Annotated in this window: 29 protein-coding genes, 1 tRNA gene and 1 pseudogene; 12 read left to right on the plus strand and 19 right to left on the minus strand. The window is 33.5% G+C overall.

All coding sequences use genetic code 11. The features are described from left to right. The 15 genes and pseudogenes from QNH69_RS06000 to QNH69_RS06070 all read right to left on the minus strand — a co-directional run bounded on the left by QNH69_RS06000 (position 1) and on the right by QNH69_RS06070 (position 12,082). Entirely contained in the window at positions 1–2,448 is a 2,448-nt protein-coding gene (locus QNH69_RS06000) for an ATP-binding protein (RefSeq protein ID WP_000331160.1), read from the minus strand. Continuing rightward, positions 2,432–2,824 carry a conjugal transfer protein gene (locus tag QNH69_RS06005; protein WP_000723888.1) on the minus strand — a complete coding sequence of 131 codons (393 nt, stop codon included), beginning with the start codon at positions 2,822–2,824 and terminating at the stop codon, positions 2,432–2,434. The genes QNH69_RS06000 and QNH69_RS06005 overlap by 17 nt, the downstream gene beginning before the upstream one ends. Positions 2,825–2,912: 88 nt before the next feature. After that, a complete protein-coding gene (locus tag QNH69_RS06010; protein WP_000342539.1) occupies positions 2,913–3,410 on the minus strand; it encodes an antirestriction protein ArdA in 498 nt (165 codons plus the stop codon). Positions 3,411–3,526: 116 nt separating this feature from the next. Then, the gene (locus QNH69_RS06015; RefSeq protein WP_001009056.1) at positions 3,527–3,748 is read right to left on the minus strand and encodes a hypothetical protein; all 222 of its coding nucleotides are present in this window, start codon (positions 3,746–3,748) and stop codon (positions 3,527–3,529) included. Between the two features lie 42 nt (positions 3,749–3,790). Further along, positions 3,791–4,996, minus strand: a pseudogene (gene mobT, locus QNH69_RS06020) (MobT family relaxase). A 22-nt stretch (positions 4,997–5,018) separates the two neighbouring features. After that, positions 5,019–5,171, minus strand: a complete 153-nt coding sequence (locus QNH69_RS06025; protein ID WP_000879507.1) for a hypothetical protein — start codon at positions 5,169–5,171, stop codon at positions 5,019–5,021. Between the two features lie 2 nt (positions 5,172–5,173). Continuing rightward, positions 5,174–6,559 carry an FtsK/SpoIIIE domain-containing protein gene (locus QNH69_RS06030; RefSeq protein WP_000813488.1) on the minus strand — a complete coding sequence of 462 codons (1,386 nt, stop codon included), beginning with the start codon at positions 6,557–6,559 and terminating at the stop codon, positions 5,174–5,176. A 28-nt stretch (positions 6,560–6,587) separates the two neighbouring features. Further along, positions 6,588–6,974: a YdcP family protein gene (locus tag QNH69_RS06035; protein WP_000985015.1), complete on the minus strand. Its 387-nt coding sequence runs from the start codon at positions 6,972–6,974 to the stop codon at positions 6,588–6,590. A 15-nt stretch (positions 6,975–6,989) separates the two neighbouring features. Beyond that, on the minus strand, positions 6,990–7,304 hold the full coding sequence (locus tag QNH69_RS06040; RefSeq protein ID WP_000420682.1) for a YdcP family protein: 315 nt from the start codon (positions 7,302–7,304) through the stop codon (positions 6,990–6,992). Between the two features lie 394 nt (positions 7,305–7,698). Further along, entirely contained in the window at positions 7,699–9,030 is a 1,332-nt protein-coding gene (locus tag QNH69_RS06045) for a relaxase/mobilization nuclease domain-containing protein (RefSeq protein WP_025195295.1), read from the minus strand. Position 9,031: 1 nt separating this feature from the next. Next, entirely contained in the window at positions 9,032–9,388 is a 357-nt protein-coding gene (mobC, locus tag QNH69_RS06050) for a plasmid mobilization relaxosome protein MobC (RefSeq protein WP_000370326.1), read from the minus strand. A gap of 169 nt (positions 9,389–9,557) precedes the next feature. Further along, on the minus strand, positions 9,558–10,640 hold the full coding sequence (locus tag QNH69_RS06055; protein WP_282929624.1) for a virulence RhuM family protein: 1,083 nt from the start codon (positions 10,638–10,640) through the stop codon (positions 9,558–9,560). Then, positions 10,633–11,115: a hypothetical protein gene (locus QNH69_RS06060; protein WP_111821607.1), complete on the minus strand. Its 483-nt coding sequence runs from the start codon at positions 11,113–11,115 to the stop codon at positions 10,633–10,635. Before QNH69_RS06060 ends, QNH69_RS06055 begins: the two co-directional genes overlap by 8 nt. Positions 11,116–11,123: 8 nt before the next feature. Beyond that, positions 11,124–11,672, minus strand: coding sequence for an ImmA/IrrE family metallo-endopeptidase (locus QNH69_RS06065; protein ID WP_053308409.1), 549 nt, complete (start codon positions 11,670–11,672; stop codon positions 11,124–11,126). An 8-nt stretch (positions 11,673–11,680) separates the two neighbouring features. Next, the gene (locus QNH69_RS06070; protein WP_000852880.1) at positions 11,681–12,082 is read right to left on the minus strand and encodes a helix-turn-helix transcriptional regulator; all 402 of its coding nucleotides are present in this window, start codon (positions 12,080–12,082) and stop codon (positions 11,681–11,683) included. Between the two features lie 188 nt (positions 12,083–12,270). On the opposite strand from QNH69_RS06070, the gene QNH69_RS06075 reads away from it, so the two are divergent. The 10 genes from QNH69_RS06075 (at position 12,271) to QNH69_RS06120 (ending at position 20,135) form a co-directional block, all read left to right on the plus strand. Beyond that, positions 12,271–12,792 (plus strand): hypothetical protein, encoded by a 522-nt coding sequence (locus tag QNH69_RS06075; protein WP_181566453.1) that lies wholly within the window; start codon positions 12,271–12,273, stop codon positions 12,790–12,792. Between the two features lie 269 nt (positions 12,793–13,061). Beyond that, positions 13,062–13,472, plus strand: coding sequence for a sigma-70 family RNA polymerase sigma factor (locus tag QNH69_RS06080; RefSeq protein WP_053308408.1), 411 nt, complete (start codon positions 13,062–13,064; stop codon positions 13,470–13,472). 537 nt (positions 13,473–14,009) lie between these two features. Further along, positions 14,010–14,147, plus strand: coding sequence for a hypothetical protein (locus tag QNH69_RS06085; RefSeq protein WP_162832783.1), 138 nt, complete (start codon positions 14,010–14,012; stop codon positions 14,145–14,147). A gap of 55 nt (positions 14,148–14,202) precedes the next feature. Further along, entirely contained in the window at positions 14,203–15,975 is a 1,773-nt protein-coding gene (locus QNH69_RS06090) for a recombinase family protein (protein WP_282929625.1), read from the plus strand. A gap of 155 nt (positions 15,976–16,130) precedes the next feature. Further along, positions 16,131–16,637: a GNAT family protein gene (locus QNH69_RS06095; RefSeq protein WP_282929626.1), complete on the plus strand. Its 507-nt coding sequence runs from the start codon at positions 16,131–16,133 to the stop codon at positions 16,635–16,637. 196 nt (positions 16,638–16,833) lie between these two features. Further along, positions 16,834–17,022 (plus strand): hypothetical protein, encoded by a 189-nt coding sequence (locus QNH69_RS06100; RefSeq protein WP_282929627.1) that lies wholly within the window; start codon positions 16,834–16,836, stop codon positions 17,020–17,022. A 26-nt stretch (positions 17,023–17,048) separates the two neighbouring features. Continuing rightward, entirely contained in the window at positions 17,049–17,585 is a 537-nt protein-coding gene (locus tag QNH69_RS06105) for a class I SAM-dependent methyltransferase (protein WP_282929628.1), read from the plus strand. A 132-nt stretch (positions 17,586–17,717) separates the two neighbouring features. Next, entirely contained in the window at positions 17,718–18,890 is a 1,173-nt protein-coding gene (locus QNH69_RS06110) for an iron-containing alcohol dehydrogenase (protein WP_282929629.1), read from the plus strand. A gap of 4 nt (positions 18,891–18,894) precedes the next feature. After that, entirely contained in the window at positions 18,895–19,830 is a 936-nt protein-coding gene (locus tag QNH69_RS06115) for a serine hydrolase (RefSeq protein WP_282929630.1), read from the plus strand. A gap of 2 nt (positions 19,831–19,832) precedes the next feature. Beyond that, positions 19,833–20,135 carry a DUF4298 domain-containing protein gene (locus QNH69_RS06120; protein ID WP_282929631.1) on the plus strand — a complete coding sequence of 101 codons (303 nt, stop codon included), beginning with the start codon at positions 19,833–19,835 and terminating at the stop codon, positions 20,133–20,135. Between the two features lie 44 nt (positions 20,136–20,179). On the opposite strand, the gene QNH69_RS06125 is transcribed toward QNH69_RS06120, so the two are convergent. Both QNH69_RS06125 and QNH69_RS06130 read right to left on the minus strand, forming a co-directional pair. Then, positions 20,180–20,255, minus strand: a tRNA-Lys gene (locus QNH69_RS06125). Positions 20,256–20,301: 46 nt separating this feature from the next. Further along, positions 20,302–21,195: a C39 family peptidase gene (locus tag QNH69_RS06130; RefSeq protein WP_282929632.1), complete on the minus strand. Its 894-nt coding sequence runs from the start codon at positions 21,193–21,195 to the stop codon at positions 20,302–20,304. 119 nt (positions 21,196–21,314) lie between these two features. Here QNH69_RS06130 and QNH69_RS06135 point away from each other — a divergent pair, with 119 nt between their 5' ends. Next, the gene (locus tag QNH69_RS06135; protein WP_282929633.1) at positions 21,315–21,809 is read left to right on the plus strand and encodes a QueT transporter family protein; all 495 of its coding nucleotides are present in this window, start codon (positions 21,315–21,317) and stop codon (positions 21,807–21,809) included. A 24-nt stretch (positions 21,810–21,833) separates the two neighbouring features. Here the strand turns inward: QNH69_RS06135 and QNH69_RS06140 are convergent, their stop codons facing one another. Together QNH69_RS06140 and QNH69_RS06145 are read right to left on the minus strand one after the other, a co-directional pair. Next, positions 21,834–22,109, minus strand: a complete 276-nt coding sequence (locus QNH69_RS06140) for a metal-sensing transcriptional repressor (protein ID WP_044566171.1) — start codon at positions 22,107–22,109, stop codon at positions 21,834–21,836. Continuing rightward, the gene (locus tag QNH69_RS06145) at positions 22,109–24,670 is read right to left on the minus strand and encodes a heavy metal translocating P-type ATPase (RefSeq protein ID WP_282929634.1); all 2,562 of its coding nucleotides are present in this window, start codon (positions 24,668–24,670) and stop codon (positions 22,109–22,111) included. Before QNH69_RS06145 ends, QNH69_RS06140 begins: the two co-directional genes overlap by 1 nt. 100 nt (positions 24,671–24,770) lie before the next feature. On the opposite strand from QNH69_RS06145, the gene QNH69_RS06150 reads away from it, so the two are divergent. Next, on the plus strand, positions 24,771–25,040 hold the full coding sequence (locus QNH69_RS06150; protein WP_282929635.1) for an acylphosphatase: 270 nt from the start codon (positions 24,771–24,773) through the stop codon (positions 25,038–25,040). Positions 25,041–25,047: the final 7 nt, after the last annotated feature.

Here is a 25,047-nt window from a genome sequence, read left to right on the forward strand (position 1 = left end):
TTACACCTCTTTTCGCACAGGTGGTCTGGTATCAAAGGCATGGAGCAGTTCTTCAAATACAGGGTGGAACTGTATCACACCGACACGACCATATAAATCACTGATAAGGCATTGCCCGTTTTCCAAATCACGCAATCGCTTCTGATTGTTTTCGTCCTCTGGGTCTACACCAAAAAAGGCTAAGGTCTTTTTAATCTCGTTAAGGTCAGTGGAACGAAATGCAAATTTTAAGCCGAGGTTATTTTTCAGTTTTTCATCTAAGAGGTCGTCTGTATTTTGGGTCACGAAATATACCCCAGCGTTCATAGCACGACCAGCCCGAACCAGCTTCATAGATAGTGTTTTTCCTTGTGCTACCTGTAAAAAGCTCCATGCTTCGTCTAAATCTACAATCTTGAAAATGCTTCGGTCTGTATGGATAAAGTCTAAAGCAAAGGTACTAATGACAATCAGCATAGCAACGGATAAAAGCTCCATAGTGGTATATTCCTCAAAGGAAGTTTCCTTGTCGGGAAGTACCAAGTCCGCAACCTGTATAATGTTCAGTTGTTTTTCTAAGCTGATAGACTGCTCCACATAACCATTACTGAATAATAAATGTGCAAAGTCATAGTCTGTAAAACTTTCGATATGGTCGGCTATACTGGTACTTAGTGGCGTATTCTCAACCCGTAATTCCTCAATCACTTTCATCAACCCTCGTACTTCACTATTGGTTACTGCACGAATGGCTTTTCTAAGGATTGGGAAGCGTTCCCCATCACGAGAGGAAATCCCCGTAAGGAATGTCAGAATATCAATAGCCAGTGATTCAGAATCTTTGGGATTTTTCATAATCACATAAGGGTCAAGTAAGCCTTTGTTTTTCTCATCAGAAGTCAGAGTGACGATATTGATTTCATGGGAAATCTCTGGCAAGGTTTCTTTCCATCTGCCACGTTCTGCTTTTGGGTCTACAATCACTGCTTGTGCCCCATAAAGCACCGCATAATAGACGATAAGGTTATTCGCAAAGGATTTACCACCACCCAGCGAACCAACAAAAGCCGACGCTAACGCATTGGTTACTGAACCCTTAACCCCTTGACTGGCAAGAGCAGGTTTCAGATAGACATTGCGTCCAGTATCTAAGCTGTAGCCAACATAAATCCCCTCATTTTCCCCCAGCATTTGAGTAGCACCAAAACCTAAACCAGCGAGGAAATCAGAGGTCACGTATTGAATATAATCATTCATATAACGCTTGCTGGCAGGTAAAAATTCTTCATGTAAGCCGAGCATATCCCCAAATGGTCGTACCAGTTTTACGCTTAAATCGTCATAAAAATCTTTCACTTCATTACAACGACGTTTGAGTTCGTCAAGATCATTTGCTGATACCCTTACCACATAAGACAGCTTGTACATAGATTCCTTGCTTTGGTCTAAATTGGTTTCCAGCTCATTCACACTTTCCAGAGCTTCCGCCACATTGGAGCTGGTTTCATTATCACTTTGCCAAGCGTGGTTATCCAAGTCTTTCAGTTCTTTCTTTTTATTGCGGACAGTAGATAGGGCTTTACGATTCGCTACAATTTCCACATTCATTGACGTATCAATCGGGAATGTAAATTGCTGTTGCTGGTAGTAGAAGATTTCAGAGGACGGGAAGTCCAGTTCTCCGACAATGCTGTTAATGGTAAAGTAAGCTACATAGACGGTTTCATCTTCCTGCTGGATTTTCAAATATCGCTGTTTTTCTTCCACCAAACAGCGAGTAGGCTTAATCAAGTCATAGTATTTAATCAGCGTTTCATTATCCAGCTTTTTCTTTGATAGATGGTACTCATACTCTTCATAGGCAGTGCCTGTCTGTCCGTAAAGGTGTTCAATCAGATAGCCGAAGTCGTCCTTATCTAACCTGCGGATTTTGAAACGACGAGAGATTTTATTTTCTAAGAGCTTTTCCATCTTCTGAAAACGCAGGATTTCATCATTACTCATACTAACAAAATCGCCCATCAGCTTATGGTTCACATCATAGACAAAATCAGACAAAGCATTTTTTGCTTCAACGGTAAGACTTTTCATAGAAAACTCCTGATCGTTGAGAAGCAACTTAAAGCCGATAAAGAAACGGTAGTTCACTTGATTTTCGCCAATCATGGATATTAAAGCGTCTGTCTGTTGGTCGATTTTGTCATAGGCAACCGCTTTGAGCTTGCCAGTGACTTCATTTTTGGAACGCTCTTGTGCAGAACGTATGCTGGATTCTGTACTGATTTGTAAAGCATGAATTTTGCCATCACGATTTTGTGCGATAAGCTGTCTGAAAGAATCATGCACTTGTATTTTCTGTTCTGGACTTAGAAATGAGTAATTGTAAGGAACAAGCTCATAGTAAGCATAACATTCCCCGTCTTTATTCCAGACGAGATTGTTTTCAATGTATTTAATTGGATATGCCATAAAATTCACTCCTAACTGCTGTAATGGCTTCTTGTGGCTGGTTTCTGCCAAGCGTTACTTTTTTTCCTGCATAGGTCAGCTTTGGTCGCAGTGCATAAGCAATGACAGACTTCAAAAATCCATAAGGCTTTTTACCATCAAAAGTTTTTGTAGACATAAACCATGTGAAAGCCACAGGAATCCCAAAGTATTTGAGAAATGCTCCCTCTATCATGGAAAGAGGGGGCAAGTTGCCAAGTATCATCACTGCAAAGAGTGACACGACAAACCATGTCATTTGCGTAAAGGTTATGGGAAACGGAAGTCTAAAATCATTGATAGAATACAGTACCTTTTCCACAGACCAGATACTGGTATAGCTTCGTATTTTCTTCATGTAATCAATCCTTTCATAAAAAATAGGGGTAGCTGATTGAGCCACCCCGTAAAATAGAAAATCTGCCAGTAGTAATGTACCGACAGATTTAATAGACGATTTCAAAAATCCCATGATTGGTTGAGATAAACGTTCCTGAAAGGTCTAAATCCCGACCATAGGCTTGATAATCAATATAGTTTTGAAGACTAGCTGGTACTTCGCCTAAAGCACCCGTTTCTTCAATGTAGTAGCGTGCCACGTCATACATATCATCACAATCGGAATGAATGATAATATCCTCTTGATGTTCGCTTAGTTCTTCAATGCTTGAAAAATGAGTGAGCAGAGCAGATAGCTCCGATTGTAATTCTTCGGGTAATTCCGATACCATTTCCCATAGTCGATTGAGTTCGCCAATGGAAGTGTATTCGTCAACCGTAAAGGGTAACTCGTAGTCATGAATGGCGTATTCCTCATATTCATCATTCAAGCCGATTTTCTCTTTGACTTCCTCAAAGTCAATGGGAAAGGTAAACCACGCACCGACCAATTCGCCCTCATTGTATTTGCCTAAATTCGCAATATAGACTTGCATATCGTCCATATATTCACGTCCTTTCTTTGTAGAGATTCAAAAATCCCTACCGCACTTCGTTTGGTGTACCATTCCTTTGCGGAACATAAGAAAACCACTTATATTCCACAAAAGAACGGTTTTATTTAAGCACCAATAATGCGATTGAATAGCTCTAGTAAAATGTCTTTTACTCCAGCAGCGTTGAAGACTAAGCCAACCGCAATAATCGCAATAATTAAAAAGCCAATCAGTTTGCTAAACTCACGCTTGAAGCCAAGATACAAGCCAATCACAACGATTGCTAAAAGCACCAGTGATTGAGCGTTTGATAGAAACCAGTTATAAAGGTTTTGTCCAAAATTCATAAAAATGTTCTCCTCTCTATATTCAATGAATTTGTATTTGAGTTATTTTTTTGTTGTTATCACGTCCTGTTCTTTTACTGACTGTTGCTTCAAAATCTGCTTGTGTCGGTCTGTCAGTTTCGCATGGTCGAGAATGTCTTTTACAACCTGCGTCTGGTTGATTTCATCAAGTTTAATCGCAACCTTTAAGGTCGGGGCAACTTGATGAGATAGCCAGTTCAGCGTCCTTTGGAAGGAGTAAGGCTCTGGTTTTGTGGTTAGTTTTAATCGTTCACGATTGTTCCCAATAAACCAAGCCCATTCTTCATTCAGTTTCCAATCAGAACGAGGTTTGGAATCGTCTTTATCTACAAAACGGATATACCGATTGATAATTTTAAAGGCGGTATGCTCTGGATTGTCATAGACGAGTAAATCACGGACTGCATAATAGGCACGCTCATTTTTCAATCGAATCTAAAAACGGTTTTTTACTACTGCGTCTTCAATGGGAATATCATTTTTCTTGTACTGCTCGTAGTCCTTTTCATAGATACAGAAATAAACTTCACTTTGTAATGAACCGATATAGAGGGTGTTTCCCATACATTCCTTTTCCTCTTTGCGTACCAGTTCGCCACTGCGATAGCTTTTAAAACTGCGGAAGACGGAGATACATTCTTCCTGTTGGCACTTTTCAGTGAGTACAGGGATATTTAAAATCCCTGTCTTATCGTTAATGGCAAGGTCAAGGCGTTTCATCACACCGCCAGCCACCAAAACGTCCATAAAGAACTCATACCAGCTTCTTTGTTGTGCCAGAAGATAGCTTTCAAATTGTCTGCACCCACGACCTTTCAATTCCACCAGAACTCCTTTGTCCAGTTCATGGGAGCAAAGGACGAATATGTCGCCTAAAGCATAATGCTCTGAATAAGAATAGAAACCATAGTCCTCATGAAGAAAATAGGACAGTTTCAGTTGTAAGATGTTTTCGACCACCTGCTGTACGTCTGTTGTCGGAAAGCGAATTCTTACATAATCAAACAGCATTTCAAGGGGAGCGTCGGGATTGAAGCGTTCCAGAGCTTCCCAAAGGGACTGCTGTAAATCCTCTGATGGCTTGACTTTTCCTGTTTCAATATCGCTTAGATACTGCCTTGTAATACCAGTCGCAACAGCTAAACGGTTTTGAGATAGTCCATAAGCCAAGCGTTTTTCTTTTAAATGCTGTAACCAAGTTTGTTCATTCAGTAAAAATCCCTCCAATCAAAAAGGCGTATGTCAACTTTTAAAGCCCATTTGACATACGCTGAAATTTTGTAAATCCCTTGTAACCAAAGGATTTTCTAATGTTTTTTTGACTGTTTCCTGTCGATTTGTACCCCCCTGTTAGATACGGGGGGTTAAGTGCTGGCGTGGCTATTGCCACACCAGCCAGCAAGATCAGTCCACACCTGCGACTTCCGCTTCGCACGTCGCCTGCGTGGACTGTCTGCTGTTGGATAACTTTTTAATTTCCTCCAAGAAATCATATCCTTTTGGTACAAGGGGAGTATAAAACTCTGATATGACACTTGTTCCTACATCAACATAGCCACGACCTTTGATTCGCTTTAAGAAGAAATCCTTTTGTACGTCACTGCCAAACATCATGCCATAGCCCATTTCAGACATACGACCTAAAGCCACTCTGAAATTAAACTGATCACGGATTCCGTCGCCTAAATATTTTGCGTCTGGACGTTGACAAGCCAGTATTAGAAAGAAGCCAGCTTGACGACCTAACATGACAATCTGTTTCAGCTTATTCATAACTGCGGTGTTTTCTTTTGTTCCCAGCATTTCCATGAAAGCGACGTATTCATCAAAGATTAAGAAGTGTGCCGGGAGACCTAAGTAAGCATAATTTTTGCCAGTCTTATAGTTCTTCATCTGCTTCATTTCCTCACTACGTTTCATCATTTCTTCATAGAATGTTTCAATGCAAGAAAGCAAGTCTTCTTTTCTATAGTAGACATTTGCCATCACAGAACCTAAGTCCGCAAGATCAGCATTTTTCGGGTCAAGAATATACAGTTTTGAATCTGTATGAAGCAAGGCTTCAATCAGTGTCAGTATAAAGTAAGTTTTACCGCCACCTGTACCACCAGCAATCAACATATGAGGGAGCTTATCATATTCCCACCATACGTTTTTCATTAAGCGAAGTTTACCATCTTTAGCTTCTACTTCATCAATAGAAATACGACTGGCTATGGTGTCATAGAGCAAAGTATATTCCACATAGGAATCCTTTAACTCTTTATCCGTCAGCTCACAGTACAAGCCACTCTCTAATTTCTTTTCCAAGTGTAAGAGTTGGTCTTGATATTTTCCCAGCGTGATTTCCACCCGTATCTGTATCAAGCCATTTTTAAGTCGATAATACATTTTAGGGAAGTAGGTTATCTTTTCCTTTGTACGACCAGCACTATCTTTAAAGAAACCCTCTGTTTTGACCTGTTCAGATTCATACCACTTGTTTTCAAGTATCATCTTTGCCAGTTTTTGACGGTGGTAAAGTTGTTTAACCGTATCATAGCGAACCCGTTTGAATACAAACGCTACCAGCAAGCAGATAAGAATTGCGACACTGAAACTGATAATTAAATAGGGAATGTCAATCTTATCTGCTTGTGATAGGTTAAAATCCTGCCAGTTGATCTGCTGGATTGTCTTCACATGAAACAGTCCGACAACCAGCAGGAAAACAGGCAGGAGTGACGCTATCGTAAAATGAAAGACTAAATCTTTACCAGATGGGCGAATCCTTTTACCACGCTGTTTCATGCGAAAAAGTCTCCTTTCTACCTAGCGACTATTTGTCTTGTGTCGGTTCTTTCTTTGCTTGTGGTTGAGCTTTGAATGAACTAGAATCCTTTGTCAGCACAATATCGTCTGCCTTGATATACCAGTCAACATCTGCTCCTTGATAGGTGGCAGTAGCAACGGTGTCCGCAATGGGATTGATAAGTTCCACCCGTGCGTTATAATCAAACTCTTTCAAAGGCACGCTGGCAGGAATACTTACTTGAATCATGCGTCCTTGTCCTTTGGATTTTAAGTCATAGGTACGTTCCTTGATTTCATCTGAAACCGACCCGTCTTCATTTTGGATTCTCACTTCACGACGTAGAGCAGAGAATTTCAATTCTCCAAAAGTCGTGTCTTTATCTAATACAATGCCATTTGCTAATCTCATCATTTTTCCTCTCTTTCTTTATTCTTTTATCATGTCGTCAGCATGTAAAAGGTAATTTGTAAAACCACGAGTGCCGATTTTGTAGCCCTCTGCGGTAATACGTGGATTGACTAACTTCACACGTTCCTCAAAGCCGAAATGTTTTTCGCCAGCTTCAGCAGGAAGCACCACCACAATATCATCTGCTCTTTGAACATCAGAATAGAGATTATAGCTTCTTGATAAGACAGTTAGCCGTCCGTTGATTCTTCGCTGAACGACTTTATCCTCGCCAGCAAATTCTAAATTGCCGAATGTTTTTTCCATGTTGGGAATCACAAATTTAAGTTCCATATTTTTACCTATCCTTTCTTTTTTATTGGCTGAATGAATGTTTGATGGTCTTAAAGAGTGGGGAACGACCTTTTGATTCTTGATTTTTTGTTTTCATAAGTTCACTTCCTTTCAAAATCGGGTAAAAAAATAGACACCTCATTTTTTGAAGTGTCTACCTATTAAATATTCAAATTTTATTGGAAGTATCTTTATATCTTCACTTTTCAAGGATAAATCGTCGTATCAAAGCTCATTCATAAGTAGTAAATTAGTAGTAAATTGAGTGGTTTTGACCTTGATAAAGTGTGATAAGTCCAGTTTTTATGCGGATAACTAGATTTTTATGCTATTTTTAGAATAAAAATTTGTAAATAATTTTAAAAAAGCTATAAGTTTATCCGCTTATAGCTTTTTATCTCTCCACTTCCTTTCCATAATAATTTTCATAGTTTTTCCTATACTGAACAAGGTCAGAAAATTGTTCTTTATTCAAAGAATACTCTTGCATAAGGGTGTTCTTTTTTTCTTGCAATTTATCGAGATTTGATAGTATTTCTTTTGTGCTTGGAAGCTTTTTATAGTTTTCTAAAATTTCTTTAGCGGCTATTTTATAAACAGAAAGTTCACTATAATATTCTTCTGCAAACTGATTATCTTCAGGATTTTTCTTGTGGTATTTATAGATTTCATGATACTTATTTATAGAATTTATATTTTCCATATCTTGGGATAAACTCTTCATCTCAGCTTCAATTTTCTTTATTTTATCTAATAAGTCTTGTCTATCATCAGCAGATTTTTTGATCAGATCATCGAGTTGAGTAATTGAATTAATTCCTTGTTCTCGAAGTTTAATTATTGAATCAGCCATTGTTTTGATATTGTGCTTTCTTGCCCAAACTTCATAACCTTTAGAGGATTGTGCTTTTTCATTAGTAGATATATCAATAACATTTCCTACACGCTTTTTAGTAGGATTAGCTTTGTTTTTAATAGATAAATCTATTCTTTCTTTGATTTTTTCCTCAGTATAATCTTCTCCGATAGTCTTAGCTCTTGTAAATCTTTGCTTATCTTTATGACGAAAAGCAATGTGTTTACCAAACTTAATTTCATAATCAATAGATTTCATATTATCTAAAAATTCTTCCCACGATTTAGACTTATTAATCATTCTGTCTATATCAAATTGCAATTTAGATTTCCAAGAATTGCCTTTCTTGTTTTGGTCATATTCATACCAAGATTTACCAGCAGTTTTATATTTTCTTTTGTAAGCTTCATAATATTCATCAATGACTGAAAGCATATTTTCTTTACATAATTCGTCACTTTGATACCTAATTTTATGGTAAGACTTTTTGTTAGATTGGTAGCATTTACCAGTCTTGTAATTAACATTATTAAAAATAATATGGTTATGGATATGCCATCTATCTATATGAGTTGCAAGAACAAATTCATAATCTTCTTTTAAAATTTTCTTACATAATTCCATTCCAATTTCGTGAGCTTTTATAGGATCAACCTCTCCTGGTAGAAAAGATTGGATTAAATGCCTAGCCAAAACTGTACCTTTAGTATCATTGTCTTCTCGTGTTTTCATAAACTGAATATGGGCAGTAGATGGATGACATTTAAATGAAGAAACCAAGACTTTTTCATCAGTTTTTTCACTCTTGGTTATATAATCTATTGCCAAATTTAGAGTTGATTTTATAGGATGTATTTTTGTAATTGCCATACTAATCACCAGAACTTTCTTTTGATTTATTAAGAAGTAGGGAATGGATCTGCCATATTTCTCTTGATAATTTTTCTATCTGCTTATTCATAGATTCAATTTCATTTTTGTAAATAACACCAGTTGTATTAGTAGCTTTTGCAATCTGGTTTATATTATTTGTTGCATTTGAAAGTAGCCATTGTAAGTTTCTAAATGGTTCTAAATCTACAACATAAATTTCTTTTTCTAATACACATTTCCTAAGAAAGTGGGACATGGTTTTGCAATTTGCAAGTTTCATTTTCTTTTCAAAAACTTCTTTTTCTTCATCTGTTAAATATATTTTTAGTTGATTATTTCTTTTTCTATTATCCATAGTATTTCTCCTTATCATAAATTATTGGGGTCTTAGGGTTCTCCCTAACAAGGTAAAATTGATAAAAAAAGAAGCAGTCCATAAAGGTTCTGCTCCATCAATTTTTCGTAAGTGGGTACTCACTTACTGTGCTTGCTATTAAAGTTATAAGCGTTAAGCGTATATTAAGTTATTCTTCTAATTTTTTAGTATTATCTTCTAGTTCTAGGAACTTATCAAAATCACTTTTGTAGAGTCTATCTTGTATTATTCTATATTTTTCAAATTCACTCTCTGCGTGTTTTTTAGCAAGTGCTGCAGAGACTTTTCCTGCATCGTTTAAGATTTCTTTATCCCATAATTGTAAAAATCCATTCAATCTTTTTTCCCAATCTTCCATTGTCATTGGGATATGTCTTTCTGCTTGTAGTTCTGCCATGTCTAAATAAGATGAAACAATTCTTTGCATTTGATTTAATTCTTCTTCGTTTAAATAATTTTTTGCAACTACTACATCATATTTATGAATTTTTGAATTTGGAGAGCCTTCCCAAGTAGTAAGTCCCATATTTTTAGTTTTGTGATTGGCTCTATCTACAATTAATTCGGCTGCAGTTTTTCCATGAATTGCATAGTGCAATTTATTTTGAATAGCTGCAAAAAATCTTTTTGTTGCTTTTGCAGATGGATCATAGTCTAAAGATGTGGCATAAATATCTGTGATTTTTTGATAGAATCTTCTCTCAGATAATCTAATTTCACGAATTTTTACAAGTAATTTTTCGAAATAATCTTTGGTAAGTTTTGTGCCAGAATTTTTTAATCTTTCATCATCCATTGCCCAACCTTTAATTGTAAAATCTTTTATAATTTGGTTTGCCCACTTTCTAAATTGGACTGCACGTTCGTTATTTACTTTAAACCCTACTGCAATAATTGCTTGCAGATTATAGTGCTTTGTTTCCCTTGAAACATTTCTAGAACCTTCTTTTTGAACTATTAGGAAATTCCTAATAGTTGCTTCTTCTTGTAATTCACTATCGGCATAGATTTTTTTAAGATGTTCATTTATTGTGGCGACACTAACATCATAAAGAGCTGCCATCATTTTTTGAGTTAGCCAAATATTCTCATCTTCATATCTAATTTCTATAGCTTCTTGATCATCACCATTTGCTGCAATAAAAGTCAAGTATTCAGCAGCAGATGATCTAATTTGAAGTTCCTTTTTATCATGATTTTCGTCTTTATTTTTATCCATTTCTTTACTCATAATTTCCTCCAAATATAAATTTCATTCTACTTTTAAACACTGGAATACTAATCAAGAATACAATTACATAATGTATATAGGAATTTATCATCATATTTTTTGCTATTGGTAATTGATGATAAGTTTGACCTATTATTTTAAAAGCACTTAGTGTGCTTGTAATAAAATCAAGTGCCAACCATAGGGCAACTGATGAGCCTATAAAAGCAATTATATAGTTTAAAAACTTGCTAACTTTTGGTAGCTTTTGATTTATTAAAACTAGCAATATTCCATAAACTATTACTACTGTAATTGAAAGGGGAATAGCTAATTTGTTATCTAGTCTATCTTTTATGGATATATAAAATCCTAAACCTACAACTATAAAATCAATCAAAAATGCTGAAATTTTTACAGAGTAGGTAGAGATGAGATAGTAGAAAACTACTCCAGAAAGGATTAATAAAATATATCCTGCAATAAAAATTCCCATAGAGTCTCCTAATAATATTCATCGTGTTCAGGGCGATAGTTTTTAAGAAAATCTCCCTGAGGTATATTAACATTAATTGGTTTATTAAACTTGCCCATTTTTGCTAACTCAGAAATTTTTAGATTTAGTAAATTTATATCAACACCTAATTTTCCAGCGATTTCATAATCACAAACTTGATCATTTATATTATCGAGGACATCTTCATCTCTAATTAATAAATGAGCTGCAAAAATATTAGCTTCAGTTTCAAATTTATTTGTAGGGTTTAGCACTGTTTGGTCATGAAAAGCTCCGCCACTCATACAATAATCTCTGTGAAGTTGATCGTGACCTAATTCATGTGCTAATATAGTTTTTCTATTAAAATTTGTGTTGCTACTGATAAAAATAAATCTGTTCCTTTGAATATAATGGTACATTCCTAAAAGTATTTTTGTTTCAGGTAGATATACCAGGTTAATATTCAAAGCTTCTATTAATTCGATAGGATCTCGTGTCTTATATTTTTTTATAAGTCGATTAACCTTATCATATATATAGCGATTCATGCTCATAAAATCACCTAATCTTTTTTCTTACGACCGTATTTCTTGTTTTCTCTTTTAGCCTCCCAATAAGCACGAGTAATAGCTTCAAAAGCAGCATCTTTATCTTCGTCAGAAATTTCTCCACCAGCAAATAAAGAGCTTAGACCTTCTGTTAATGCTCTAGCTTTTTCTAATTCTCTTTTGCCACCCATGTTATAAACTCGATTTAAAAACTCGTCACTTTCTTCTAGAAGATAATTGTAATCACAGTCCATAACTTCAGCTATTTTTTTGTAAACCTCGACATCTCTTGGGTATCTTTCTCCGTCTTCATAATGTACAAGAGTTCTTGTACTTATTCCTATCATCTTTGCAAAATCTGCTTGACTTAACTTTTCTTTTTCACGAAAATCCTTTAATCTATCCGCAAAAGCCATAACTTTAACCTCCTGAACTAATGTGCTTTTATAACTTTCGATACGAACAATAGTGCTTGAATTATTTTTCAATTTGAGATATAATACAAACTGAACTTATATTCATATTATAGCACAAACATTCAGGATTGTAAATAAGTTGTATTGGGGTGATTAGATTGAGAATAAGTAAAACTTTAAAGAATATAATGAACTTGTATGCAGATAGCAACTTGAAATTTGAAAAAATCAGTTCAGCTGCAAAACTTATTTTAAGTTTATATAGACAAGTTACTTGGGCAGTAGATAACAGGGCAAATTTTATGATGTTTGAGAGTAAAGAAAACTATGGCTTAACTTCAGAATCTGCTTACTTGTATCTTTCTACATTTGCTCCAGAAAAAGTTGAAGAAAAGTTTAATAATAGAGTTTCCAATGTAATGGATAGTAAGCTTATGCTTTTAATAATTTATGACGCCTGTGTAAGGCTAAAAGTTTATCCAGAGTATGGAGAAATCTATCATAAGATTATTTATAACTACTACATTGCTGAAAAAAAGATTACTGATGAAGCTTGTATGAGAAGTGTATCTTTAGAGAGAACTGTTTATTACCAAAGAAAAAAGGAAGCAATTGCATTGGTTGGTGTAATAATTTGGGGATATACTTTACCGACTGCTATTAGCCAGCTTGAAGACGGTCGTAGCATTGAAGAAATAATGAACATCTAAGAAATTAATTTATGACGAACTTATTGCGTACTATTTCCGAATGAAAAAAGTACCATATACGAATTTTATGTGTACTTAAGTGCATATATAATATTCATGATGGGTGATTTGCACCTAAATTTAATATTGGCATTTATTGACTGAAAGAATTTATTTTCTTTCGGTCTTTTTTTATGCCCAGGAGAATATATGCATAGAATTAGAAGCCCTCCTTGTGTGAATTTCATTTTCAAACAAAAGAAATTCAAGCGGGCAAGGAGGAAAAATTAATGGACAAAGAATATTATTTATTTGTAGAAGGAAAGAAAGTATTTGTTAGCAAGGAAGTATATCTTGCTTATCATAGTGAATTGAATAAAGAGAAATATCAAATGAGAAGAGACAGGTTAAATAACTGTTTCTTTTTTTGTTCCTATGATCATGATGGTAATTTTGAAGAAAATTTGGAAGATCTGGAATTTGATGTTGAAAAAATTATCGAAACAAAGGAAATGATTGAAGAAGTAAGAAGAGCTATTTCTAAACTCAACCCTGTTGAAAGGGATTTGATAGAAAGTCTTTTTTATAAAGAAGAAACAATTAGAGAAGTAGCTGCTAAACTCAATATATCTCATCCAGCCGTTATTAAAAGGCGTAATAAAGTCTTAGAAAAACTAAAGGAAATGTTGGATGACTTTTAGATGACAGTTGCCAAGAGGGTCTAATTTTCACTGTTACTTATGCAGTGGGAATTGGACCTTTTTATTTATCCAAATTTATTTTTGAAAATTGGTTACCAAGAAAGACTTCTTTTCACTGTTAAGTATAAGAGGGTAATTTTAAACAATTTTGTTTCATCAAGATAAGTATTTTCTGATGGTCAAATTTAAAAAAGATTAATAACTCTCGATAAATTTTGAACCTTAACAATTGAATAGACCAAGACAAGACGTTAATCATTTTTGGAGCGTAATAACCTATCCGCCAAGATCTTTCTGCTGAATAATTCGGCAAAACAAGTACTGCTAAGCTATAAGCAAGGGAAGAAGAAAGGGAGCGATAAGTAAGAGTTTGAATATAGGGAGGGATACCCTATTCGCTATGAAGAAAATGAGGATAATGATACTTCTAAGGTTGAAGCCGGCTCATCCTGAATAGAGGCGGAGGTGAGATTCCTATGTTGCTAATCCAAGGCACTTGTCAATGTCAAAAAACTTAAATTTACATAGGAGGTTATTATGAAAGCAATAAAAGTTTATAGCATGAGAGTTGCTATGTTATGTAGACTTTATGATCTTAAATTAATTAATGATAAGGAATATACAAAAATAAAAAATAGAATAGAAAATGATTATAAGAAGAGAGATAGAAAGTAGTTAATCTTGTGATATAATAACACTGTAGAAAGATACAAAATGGGAAGGAGGTAAAATGAATACTAAAGTAAAATTAATAAAAGCTTCAAATACAGGAGCTAGAAATAGAAATGCACTAGATTTAGATTTAAAACGTGTTGCAGCATATTGTCGAGTTAGCACTGATAGTAAAGACCAACTTGAATCATATAAATCGCAAGTTGATTATTACACAAATCTAATAAAAAATAATAAAAACTGGACTTTGGCTGGCATATACGCAGATGAAGCAACCACAGGAACAACTGCTACCAAAAGAGCTGATTTCATGAGACTAATTAGCGATTGTCAAAATGGAGATATAGACATGATAATTACTAAATCTATATCAAGATTCGCTAGAAATACATTAGATACCTTAAAGTATGTAAGACTATTAAAGGAAAACAATGTTGGTGTAGTATTTGAAGAAGAAAATATAGATACTTTGACAATGGATGGAGAGCTATTATTAACAATATTAAGTTCAGTAGCTCAACAAGAAGTAGAAAATACCTCAGCCCATGTAAAAAAAGGACTGAAAATGAAAATGGAAAAGGGGGAACTTATTGGTTTTCAAGGTTGCCTTGGCTACGACTATGATCCTACAACAAAAAGTATATCTATAAATGAAGAGGAAGCTAAAATTGTTAGATATATTTTTAAAAGATATTTAGAGGGCAATGGTGGTTCAGTCATTGGCAGGGAATTAGAAGAACAAGGATATCTCACTCCTAGAGGTAAAACAAAATGGTCTGACACTACAGTGTTAGGAGTAATTAAAAATGAAAAGTATATTGGTGATATACTAATGGGAAAGACCTTCACAGTTGATCCCATAACAAAAAGAAGACTAGCAAACTTTGGTGAATCTGATAAATATCATATTGAAAATCATCACGAGCCAATTATATCAAGAGAAGACTTTGAAAAGGCACAAGAGATTAGACTCAGGAGAGCACAAAACAGAAACACTATAGCTAACAAGGATAGAAAAAGAGAAAAACTATCAAGACAATACGCTTTTTCAAGTATGCTGGAATGTGGATTTTGTGGCGAAATACTGTCAAGAAGAACTTGGCACACAAGTTCAATTTACAAAAAAATTAACTGGCAATGTGTAAAGTCAACAAAAAAAGGTAAAAAATATTGTCCTCATTCAAAAGGAATACAAGAAGCAGCAATAGAAAAAGCATTTGTTGAAAGCTATAGGCAATTATGCCATGCAGATTCAACAGTAATAGATGATTTTTTAAAAATTGTAGAAGAAGAAATAAATGATAATACTTTAGTCAAAGATTTGAAAAAGTTAGAAAACCAATTAAACAGAATCATTATTCAAGAAAGAAAGTTAGTTGATCTTCATTTAGAAGATAGTATAGACGAAGAAGTTTATGCTAAAAAGTATAAAAAACTTACAAAACAAAAAGAAGAATTACTTGATGAAAAGAAAACACTAGAGCTAACTATCAAAGATGAAAACTCTATTAAAGAAAGATTAAAGCAATTTAAAAAGGTCTTAGAAAACAAAGAAATTATAGAGGAATTTAATAGAACAGTATTTGAAAGCATAGTTGATAAAGTCGTGGTGGGAAGAATTGATAAAGACGGAAAAGTTCATCCTTATGACTTAACATTCTATTTCAAAACAGGAGTTAAAGATAGTCAAGATTCTAATAATTTCAAAGATAAAAGAAAAAATGCCAAAGACAATGACATTAATAAATTGTGTTCCTACAAGAATGACGAGGATAAAAAATTATGTACCCAAGCAAAAGACAACGCACGTGGAAACTATAGCGTTGATTAGGAAGATGTATGAGTAGGAAAACTCTAAAATACATGAAATTAATAGATTCATGAATTTTGGCTTATAAAATTAGAAGCTATATTTTTAGAAATTGATAGTAATTGGTTGTGAATATTTGATATATATAATAAATATACCTTATGAAGGAGTTAAAAATGCAAATAATGGAAACAGATCGTTTAATACTTAAGGTTCCTACTTATGATGATTTTGATGAGTTATACTCAGTTCACGCAAATCCTGAAACTAATATCTATAATCCAGGATGGGAAAAGCCAAGCAAAGAAGAATTTATGGGGACTTTAAATACGATTATTGACCACCATAAAAAGTATGGATTTGGTTATTATTCTTTAGTAGATAAAGTTGATAATAGAGTTTTTGGTTTGTGTGGTTTAAGGTTTACAACAATAGAAGATAAAAAATATTTGAATCTGTATTATAGAATAGATCCATCTAAAACGAGAAATGGATTTGTAAAAGAAGCAGCTAGAAAAATAATTGATACTATTACTTGTGAATTAAATAATGAGTATCAAGTAGTGGCTTTAACTTTAGATAAAAATATTCCTTCAAGAAAAACTGCAGAATCCTTAGGTTTGAAATACAATAAAGATTTTGATGATGTAGATGGGAAAGGAAACGTGTATTACTTTAATTAGTTATAAAGTTGTAAAACTAAATCTAGATAATTGACATGCATCTTAATGCTGCATGTATGAAAATAGTATTATTATGTCCAAGAAATGTAAAAAAGCGCTTTTTATCTATAGTAAAGACTAAAAGAACGTAGAGGCATATCTTTATTAATAAAAGATTCAAAATAGAGAATACTAATTTAGATTAGGGAGATAAGTTATGAAATCATATCAGCAAATAAATAAAGAAACTATTGACAAGTGGGCTGAGAATGGATGGGAATGGAGCAAACCTGTTTCACATGAAGAATTTCTAAAAGCTAAACAAGGAAATTGGAATGTATTTCTGACACCAACGGTACCTGTTCCGCATAATTGGCTTGGAGACTTGAAAGGCAAAAAATCCTAGGATTGGCTTCTGGTGGTGGACAACAAATGCCAATATTTAGTGCCCTAGGTGCGGAATGTACTGTCCTTGATTATTCAACAAAGCAAATAGAATCTGAGATAATGGTTTCTAAAAGAGAAGGCTATGAGATAGAAGTTATCGAAGGAGATATGACAAAGAATCTTCCTTTTGAAGATGAATCATTTGATATAGTTTTTAACTCTGTTTCAAATTTTTATGTTGAAGATGTATACCATGTATTTAATGAAGCATACAGAGTGTTGAAAAAAACTGGTGTTTTATTAGCGGGGCTTAATAATGAAATTAATTATATTGTGGATAATGATGAGAAAGAAATAGTTTGGCAAATGCCATTTAATCCTCTGAAAGATGAAAAAGCAAAAGAGTTTATGGTTAAAGAAAATGCAGGGATACAATTTTCACACAATATGACTGAACAAATCGGTGGTCAACTTAAAGCAGGCTTTACCTTAGTTGACATATATGAAGACACAAACGGATTTGGTAGATTGTATGAATTAAATATAAAATCGTATGTATCAACAAAATCAGTAAAATTATAAAAGTATAATTGCTAATTAAACCATATTTGATTATATAAACAGCAGAAAATTAAACAAGATATTCAGATTTAACAACAAAGATGCTAAATATTGGGTAAACATTAACTAAGAATAATGTGCAAAGGAGATTTTATGTACGATTTTATTTTTAACATACCAACTAAAGTTTTATTTGGCAAAGATCAACTTAAAAATTTGCCAGAAGAAATTAAAAAATATGGAAGTAAAGTTCTTTTGGTTTATGGAAGAAACAGTATAAAAAAGATTGGTCTTTATGATGATATTATTAAGCTATTTAATGAGAATTCAATAGAAGTTTTTGAGCTTTCTGGCATAGTTCCAAACCCTAGAATTGATAAAGTTCGTGAAGGCGTTAAGATTGCCAAAGAAAATGATATTGACTTTATCCTTGCTGTCGGTGGTGGATCTACTATTGATACTGCCAAGCTTGTAGCAGTAGGTGCAAAATCATCGGCTGATCCTTGGGATATAGTTATTGGCAAAGAAAAACCTAGCGATGGTATAGCTCTAGGAAGTATATTGACCCTAGCAGCCACTGGATCAGAAATGAATGCAGGTTCTGTAATCACTAATGAAGAAACAGGACAAAAACTAGGTTGGGGCTCTGAATATGCGAGACCAAAATTTGCTCTAATAAATCCAGAATATACTTACAGTGTAAATCAATACCATACAGCTGCAGGTACTTGTGATATTATAAGCCATACTTTAGAAAATTATTTCACTTTGAATGATGGGGCATATTTAGATGATAGATTTGCAGAAGCAATTTTAAAAACTTGTATTAAATATGGACCAATAGCACTTAAAGAACCAGAAAATTATGAAGCTCGCTCTAATCTAATTTGGGCAAATACCTGGGCTATCAACGGCCTACTAAATGCTGGTAAATCTACAGCATGGTCAGTTCACCCAATTGAACACGAGCTTTCTGCTCTAAGAGATATCACTCACGGTGTCGGTCTTGCAATACTTACTCCTTATTGGCTAGAATATTGCTTAGATGATGAAACAAGCAATAAAATCGCCACATTTGGTTACAATGTATTTGATATAGAAAAAACAGGCTCTACAATGGATGATGGAAAAAAAGCTATAGAAGCACTAAGAGAATTCTTTACTTCCATTGGTATACCAGAAAACTTAAGATCTGAGGGATTTAGAGAAGAAGATCTCCCTATAATGGCAAAAAATTGTGTAAATAATAGGCCAAAACCTCAAATAGATGGATTTAAACTTCTTAAAGAAGAAGACATTTTAAACATATATAAGATGGCTCTATAATTATATGGCAGATATTGAAAAATTAGCCAAAGATATTGTAAATAAAGGTGATTCTGCAGAAAGCATAATTATTTTTGACAATAAAAATAATAAGACCATAGAATTTGCAAATGATAAAGTTTTCGATGTAAGGTCAATCTCTAAGACAGTCTTATCCCTAACTTGTGGAATTTTAATTAATGAAAGTAGGGGAGAATTTAACTTAGATACCTATATATATCCAATTATTAAAAATAAGATGAATTTAGAAAATGAAAAGAATTTAGCTTATCTTAAAGAAATTAAAGTTAAACACCTTCTAACCCATACAACTGGATATAGAGACTTGCTATTATACAGCAAAGATATAAGAGAAAGTGATTATGGCGATCTATTTGATTATGTCATAAATTACCCTTTGTATCACAGGCCTGGGACCCACTTTCTATATTCAAATGCTGGATATTATCTCTTAGCTGTAACTATGGAGGAATATCTAAAGTACGATCTATTTGACTTTGTTGAAGAGAAATTATTAAAACCTTTAGGAATTGAAAATAGGTCTTGGGGCAAATATGGAAACTATATTGCAGGCGCCACAAAAATAAACTTAAATGCCTATGATATGCTTAGAATAGGTAAGCTTATCATTAACAATGGCTACTATGATGATTTGCAAATAGTAGATAGCAATTATATAGACTTGATGCAAAAACCACACAATAAATCTATGTACGAGGTTAAAAGAAAGTATATCTCTGAAGACTACTATGGTTATGGTATATGGATATCTGAAAGAGGAGTTGTATTTGCATCAGGAACTGGTGGTCAGCTTATAGTAATATTAAAAGATAAGAATATGATTATTGTAACTACAAATTCAGGGTCAGACAGCAAAAGTTACAAAATAAAATCAGACATTGACAAATTAGTTGATATTATATACGAAGATAGGAGATAGAAATGGATTATAAACATATTGACGAATACACTAAAATTTATGAAGACCACAAAATATTACTAGATAATCTAAGTAAAGCTTTGGAAGAATTTAAAGATCATCAAGAAGAATTAAATAAGCTTGAAAAATATTATTATTCTGAAGAATTTATGAAAGACTATGATGCATCAAATAAGGGGGAGATACCAGATGATATTATACAAGGTATTCTTACCGAAGATGCAATTTACGATTTACTAGGTGACAATTATTTTATAGCAAAAGATTTATTAAATCTTGCTAATGATATTATCCAAGACAAATAAATAAAAAATAGACCTTAGCGATTTGGCTAAGGTCTATTTTTATATGGTGCGCCATCAGAGGCTCGAACTCTGGACACCCTGATTAAGAGTCAGGTGCTCTACCAACTGAGCTAATGGCACTGAAGAATACTTTTCTATTATATAGCACCATTATAGTTTTGTCAAGTTAATATATGGACCAAATTTTTACAATTTGATTACTAATCTGATCAAAAGTCCATTCTATCTTAGAATTTCTAAGGCTATTTGGATCATTTATTATAAATTTACCATCTTTATATGAGTCTATCACAAATATATGGCCAAATAGAGTAAAATATCCTCTATTTACTGAAACTAAAAGGGGACCCTTTTCCAATGCCTTTTTCATAGCTTCTTCGTTTAAGGCAACGTCCTCAATTTTATAGTCATATTTTTTTGCTCCATCATAAAAGAAGTTCCAAGATATACCTTCGTTACCCATGTAGTTTTGAGCATCTTTGGCGATTTTATCAGGTGTGATGGAATCATCTTTCTTTAGCCTAGACAAAATCATAGCCATAGATGTAGGTCCACAGCCACTAATACCAATATTTCTATTACCTAGCTTGTTGTAGGCCCATCTATTGTCCCATTGGATAAAATAGGGAGTTTTTCTTTCTAAATCAACTGATTGGCCGGGAGTGTATGGGAAATTGGTTAAACCGTTATTCATATTATAAACAAATTCGATTGTGTCCTCGTCATTTCCTGCCAAATATGCATCTATATTATCCAAATCATCGAAGTTATCATATACCCACTTGGCTTTTGGATTTTCGCCTAACCATGATTCTATATTTTTCTTAAGCTCATCCTTGTTATCGGACTTAAGTTTAGGATTTGTGTTTTGGTCAATATCTTCATCATTAGATAGCGCAAGTCCCTTTTTAGGTATAAATGTATCTATAGCAAGTTCGTTTATACTTGTAAGAATATTTAAATTTTCTTCATTAACTATGCCTTCATTTTCTCTAATATCATCTTTGGAACAAGAAGATAAAAGGGGAATTAAGAGGGCTATTATAAGATATTTTTTCATAAGATTACTTTACTATTATAAAGATATGCTTCAATACTTGTGATAATTATTAAATTTATGATATAATATTTCGGTAATGTTTCTTGGCACCCATTGTAAAAAATATCAAGGAGAGAAAAATGAATAAGAATTTTACAAAGGATACTAACTTTTTGGTTAGATCTGCAGTAGTTGCTGCACTTTACGCAGTGTTAACTTTACTTGTACCTATGCCACAGTATGGACCTATACAATTTAGGTTTTCAGAAATTTTGGTATTATTAGTTTTCTATAATAGAAAATACATACCGGGACTAGTTTTAGGATGTGCTATAGCAAATTTATTTAGCCCTATGGCATGGTTTGATGTTATATTTGGTACTTTATCTTCATATATAGCATTTAGATTGATGGAGAAGACAGATAAGTTATTTATAGCATCTTTATTTCCAGTACTTATGGTCTCTGTACCTGCAATAGGAACTTATCTATTGCTAGATAATACAGGAGCATTCATAACTATGCTATTCTCATTTATGGCAAGTGAATTTGTAATGGTTTCTATCATTGCTGTTATTATTTTTAAAATCCTAGAACAAAATACTGGTTTTATGAAAATTATTACAGAATTTTAAAAAAGCTCCCAATTGGGAGCTTTTCTAGATTTTATTTAGTTTGTCAATTATAGCTTCAATTTCTTCTATTTTTTTTAGGCCATCTTCCTTATCTTCATTGCTAATAGCATCGTATACACAATGCTCTAGGTGTCCCCTTAGAACATCCTTATTTACATTTTTTAATATAGAAATTGATGCCATCAATTGATTACTTATATCTATACAGTATCTATCATCTTCAACCATTTTTATTAATCCATCGATTTGCCCACCGACAGTTTTTAATTTTCTAATGGTTTTTGCTTTATCAGCATGCATTATTTATATTCGATACCCTTATATTCATATCCTGCTTCATTTATAGCTTCTTCAATTGCTTTCTCGTCAGCAGTTCCAAAATATGTTACTTCAGCGTTTTTATTATCTAAATTAACTTCTGCATTTTCAACAAATGTTAATTCCTTTAAAGCTTTTTCTACATTTGCTTTACAGTGATTGCATGTCATTCCATCTACATTTACTAATAATTTATTTGTTTGTGCCATTTTATTTTCTCCTTTATTATTTTCATTTATTTTTCTTTCTTCTGGGTTTTCATCTAATATTTTTTCAATTTCTTTTTGATTTTTAAATTCAGGTCTAAATCCCTTTAACCTTAATGAGTTAATACATACAAATATAGATGATACACTCATAGCAAAGGCTGCAAACATAGGATTTAGAGTAATTCCAAAGCTTGGATATAATAATCCTGCAGCTACTGGAATTAAGATAACATTGTAGAAAAATGCCCAGAATAGATTTTGCTTTATAGTTTTAATTGTTGCTTTAGATAATTCAATTGAACTAACTATATCAAGCAATGAGTTTCTCATTAAAACTACATCAGCTGAATCTATAGCAACATCAGTACCATTACCTATAGCCATACCTATATCACTTCTGGCAAGTGCTGGAGCATCATTTATACCATCACCTACCATGGTTACTTTCTTACCCGTATCCTGGAGTTCTTTCACAACTTTATCCTTATCTTGAGGAAGAACTTCAGCAAATTTCTTATCTATATTAAGTTCAGATCTAATTGCTTCGGCCGTTGTAGCATTATCTCCAGTTACCATAGTTACTTCATAACCTAGGTTTTTAAGCTCATCAATTGCTATCTTAGATGTATTTTTAGCAACATCTTTTACTGCTATAATTCCAAGTACTTTCCTTTCATCAGAAAAATACATTGAAGTTTTGCCTTGGCTTGCATATTTTTCAGCTACACTTTCATAATCAACTAGGTCAATATTTTCTTCTTTCATTAGTCTAAGGTTACCAGCAAAATAAGTCTTAGAATCTACTATAGCTTTGATACCCTTACCAGATAGAGCATTAAATTCATGAACTTTAACTGGATGAATGTTATTTTCATCAGCATAAGTTGTAATAGCTGTACTTAGTGGGTGTTCGGATGAACTTTCTATACTTGTAGCAAGCTCTAAGAAATCTCTTTCATCCATGCTAGTTTCTATATCAGTAACAACTGGTCTACCTTCAGTAATAGTTCCTGTTTTATCTAGTAGGATTGTATCTACCTTGTGTAAGTTTTCTAGGGATTCAGCATTTTTAAATAACAATCCAAGCTCAGCTGACTTTCCAGTAGACACCATTATAGACATTGGTGTTGCAAGACCTAGGGCACATGGACATGATATTACTAATACTGAAATCATAAGATTTAAGGCAAACTCGAAGTCATACCCTAAAAGCATCCATATAACAAAAGTAAGTATGGATATAACAATCACAACTGGTACAAATACAGCTGAAATTTTATCCGCCATTTTTGCAATTGGTGCCTTAGTTTCATTAGCCTCATTTACTAGGTTAATGATTTGAGCAAGGGTTGTATCTTCACCAACAGCTGTAGCTTTAAACTTAAATGATCCATCTTTATTTATAGTAGCTGTTACTACTTGATCATCTACACTCTTATTAACAGGAATAGATTCACCAGTAATAGCTGATTCATCAATTACTGAAGAACCTTCTACTATTACACCATCAACTGGTATGGAATCACCAGGTCTAATTAGGATAATATCACCCTTATTAATCTGATCAACATCTACTTCTTCTTGCTTTCCATCTACAATCCTTGTAGCTTTTTTAGGGGCAAGGTTGATTAAGTTTTCTAGACTAGCCTTTGTCCTGCCCTTAGATTTTGCTTCAAAATATTTACCTAAGGTTATTAGTGTAAGAATCGTTGCTGCAGATTCAAAATATAGGCTATGCATATAGGTATTTACTAAGTCAAAGTCTCCAAAACCTAGACCATAAGCCATACGCATTATAGAAAAGATTCCATATATTGTAGCTGCACTAGATCCTAAGGCTACTAGAGTATCCATGTTAGGAGCCCTATTTATAAGGCCTTTAAAACCAGATGTAAAGAATTTTCTATTCACAAACAATACGGGGATAGTTAATAAAAACTGTAAGAAAGCATTGTTTAAAGCACCTTCTGGTCCAGTTACAAAATCTGGCACAGGTAATCCTACCATTGGTCCCATAGCTAGATACAAAAGTGGGATCATAAAGGCAAAGGAAACTTTTAATCTATGTTTGGTTTCGTCTTCTAATGAATCCTCATTTTTTTTACCACTCGTTTTAGGTGTTTCTGCTGATTTTAAACTTGCACCATATCCGATACTTTCGACAGCATTTATTATATCATCATCTGATATCTTGCCATCATCATAATCAACACTCATAGATTCATTGATAAGATTGACATTGACATCATTTACACCGAGCTTTTTTACAGCTCTTGTAACATTAGCCTGGCAAGCAGAGCATGACATGCCTGTTATATCATAACGTTGTTTCATCTAACCTCCTTCTAACACCCATAGGGGGTGTCAGTATCACTAAACAATTTTTAGTTATTTTTGTCAAGCTAGGGTATCTAAAAATAAATAGGAGGAACTTATGAAAAGATATAGGATTTTGTTTAAAGGAAGAGTCCAAGGCGTTGGTTTTAGATTTACTGCAAAGATGATAGCAGATAGATTAAATTTAACAGGTAGTGTCAAAAATTTATATAACTATGATGTTGAATCTTATGTACAAGGAGAAGTAGAGAATATAGAAAGATTCATATATGAATTACAAAACCAAAGATTTATTAGGATAGAATCGATTGATAAAACTGAAGTTGATACGATCCAAGATGAAAATTCTTTTGATATAATTGGCTAACTATTGA

It is taken from the genome of Anaerococcus sp. Marseille-Q7828, assembly GCF_949769285.1.
Taxonomy (GTDB): Bacteria; Bacillota; Clostridia; order Tissierellales; family Peptoniphilaceae; genus Anaerococcus.

Coding starts and splice junctions, on each gene's coding strand:
- QNH69_RS06135 (WP_282929633.1), top strand. CDS start 21,315: ATGAATAAGAATTTTACAAAGGATACTAACTTTTTGGTTAGATCTGCA.
- QNH69_RS06110 (WP_282929629.1), top strand. CDS start 17,718: ATGTACGATTTTATTTTTAACATACCAACTAAAGTTTTATTTGGCAAA.
- QNH69_RS06150 (WP_282929635.1), top strand. CDS start 24,771: ATGAAAAGATATAGGATTTTGTTTAAAGGAAGAGTCCAAGGCGTTGGT.
- QNH69_RS06115 (WP_282929630.1), top strand. CDS start 18,895: ATGGCAGATATTGAAAAATTAGCCAAAGATATTGTAAATAAAGGTGAT.
- QNH69_RS06060 (WP_111821607.1), bottom strand. CDS start 11,115: ATGGGAATTTTTATTGCAGGATATATTTTATTAATCCTTTCTGGAGTA.
- QNH69_RS06090 (WP_282929625.1), top strand. CDS start 14,203: ATGAATACTAAAGTAAAATTAATAAAAGCTTCAAATACAGGAGCTAGA.
- QNH69_RS06120 (WP_282929631.1), top strand. CDS start 19,833: ATGGATTATAAACATATTGACGAATACACTAAAATTTATGAAGACCAC.
- QNH69_RS06075 (WP_181566453.1), top strand. CDS start 12,271: ATGAACTTGTATGCAGATAGCAACTTGAAATTTGAAAAAATCAGTTCA.
- QNH69_RS06055 (WP_282929624.1), bottom strand. CDS start 10,640: ATGAGTAAAGAAATGGATAAAAATAAAGACGAAAATCATGATAAAAAG.
- mobC (WP_000370326.1), bottom strand. CDS start 9,388: ATGGATAATAGAAAAAGAAATAATCAACTAAAAATATATTTAACAGAT.
- QNH69_RS06130 (WP_282929632.1), bottom strand. CDS start 21,195: ATGAAAAAATATCTTATAATAGCCCTCTTAATTCCCCTTTTATCTTCT.
- QNH69_RS06015 (WP_001009056.1), bottom strand. CDS start 3,748: ATGAATTTTGGACAAAACCTTTATAACTGGTTTCTATCAAACGCTCAA.
- QNH69_RS06005 (WP_000723888.1), bottom strand. CDS start 2,824: ATGAAGAAAATACGAAGCTATACCAGTATCTGGTCTGTGGAAAAGGTA.
- QNH69_RS06085 (WP_162832783.1), top strand. CDS start 14,010: ATGAAAGCAATAAAAGTTTATAGCATGAGAGTTGCTATGTTATGTAGA.
- QNH69_RS06095 (WP_282929626.1), top strand. CDS start 16,131: ATGCAAATAATGGAAACAGATCGTTTAATACTTAAGGTTCCTACTTAT.
- QNH69_RS06140 (WP_044566171.1), bottom strand. CDS start 22,109: ATGCATGCTGATAAAGCAAAAACCATTAGAAAATTAAAAACTGTCGGT.
- QNH69_RS06065 (WP_053308409.1), bottom strand. CDS start 11,672: ATGAGCATGAATCGCTATATATATGATAAGGTTAATCGACTTATAAAA.
- QNH69_RS06045 (WP_025195295.1), bottom strand. CDS start 9,030: ATGGCAATTACAAAAATACATCCTATAAAATCAACTCTAAATTTGGCA.
- QNH69_RS06100 (WP_282929627.1), top strand. CDS start 16,834: ATGAAATCATATCAGCAAATAAATAAAGAAACTATTGACAAGTGGGCT.
- QNH69_RS06030 (WP_000813488.1), bottom strand. CDS start 6,559: ATGAAACAGCGTGGTAAAAGGATTCGCCCATCTGGTAAAGATTTAGTC.
- QNH69_RS06070 (WP_000852880.1), bottom strand. CDS start 12,082: ATGGCTTTTGCGGATAGATTAAAGGATTTTCGTGAAAAAGAAAAGTTA.
- QNH69_RS06040 (WP_000420682.1), bottom strand. CDS start 7,304: ATGGAACTTAAATTTGTGATTCCCAACATGGAAAAAACATTCGGCAAT.
- QNH69_RS06105 (WP_282929628.1), top strand. CDS start 17,049: ATGCCAATATTTAGTGCCCTAGGTGCGGAATGTACTGTCCTTGATTAT.
- QNH69_RS06000 (WP_000331160.1), bottom strand. CDS start 2,448: ATGGCATATCCAATTAAATACATTGAAAACAATCTCGTCTGGAATAAA.
- QNH69_RS06080 (WP_053308408.1), top strand. CDS start 13,062: ATGGACAAAGAATATTATTTATTTGTAGAAGGAAAGAAAGTATTTGTT.
- QNH69_RS06145 (WP_282929634.1), bottom strand. CDS start 24,670: ATGAAACAACGTTATGATATAACAGGCATGTCATGCTCTGCTTGCCAG.
- QNH69_RS06035 (WP_000985015.1), bottom strand. CDS start 6,974: ATGATGAGATTAGCAAATGGCATTGTATTAGATAAAGACACGACTTTT.
- QNH69_RS06010 (WP_000342539.1), bottom strand. CDS start 3,410: ATGGACGATATGCAAGTCTATATTGCGAATTTAGGCAAATACAATGAG.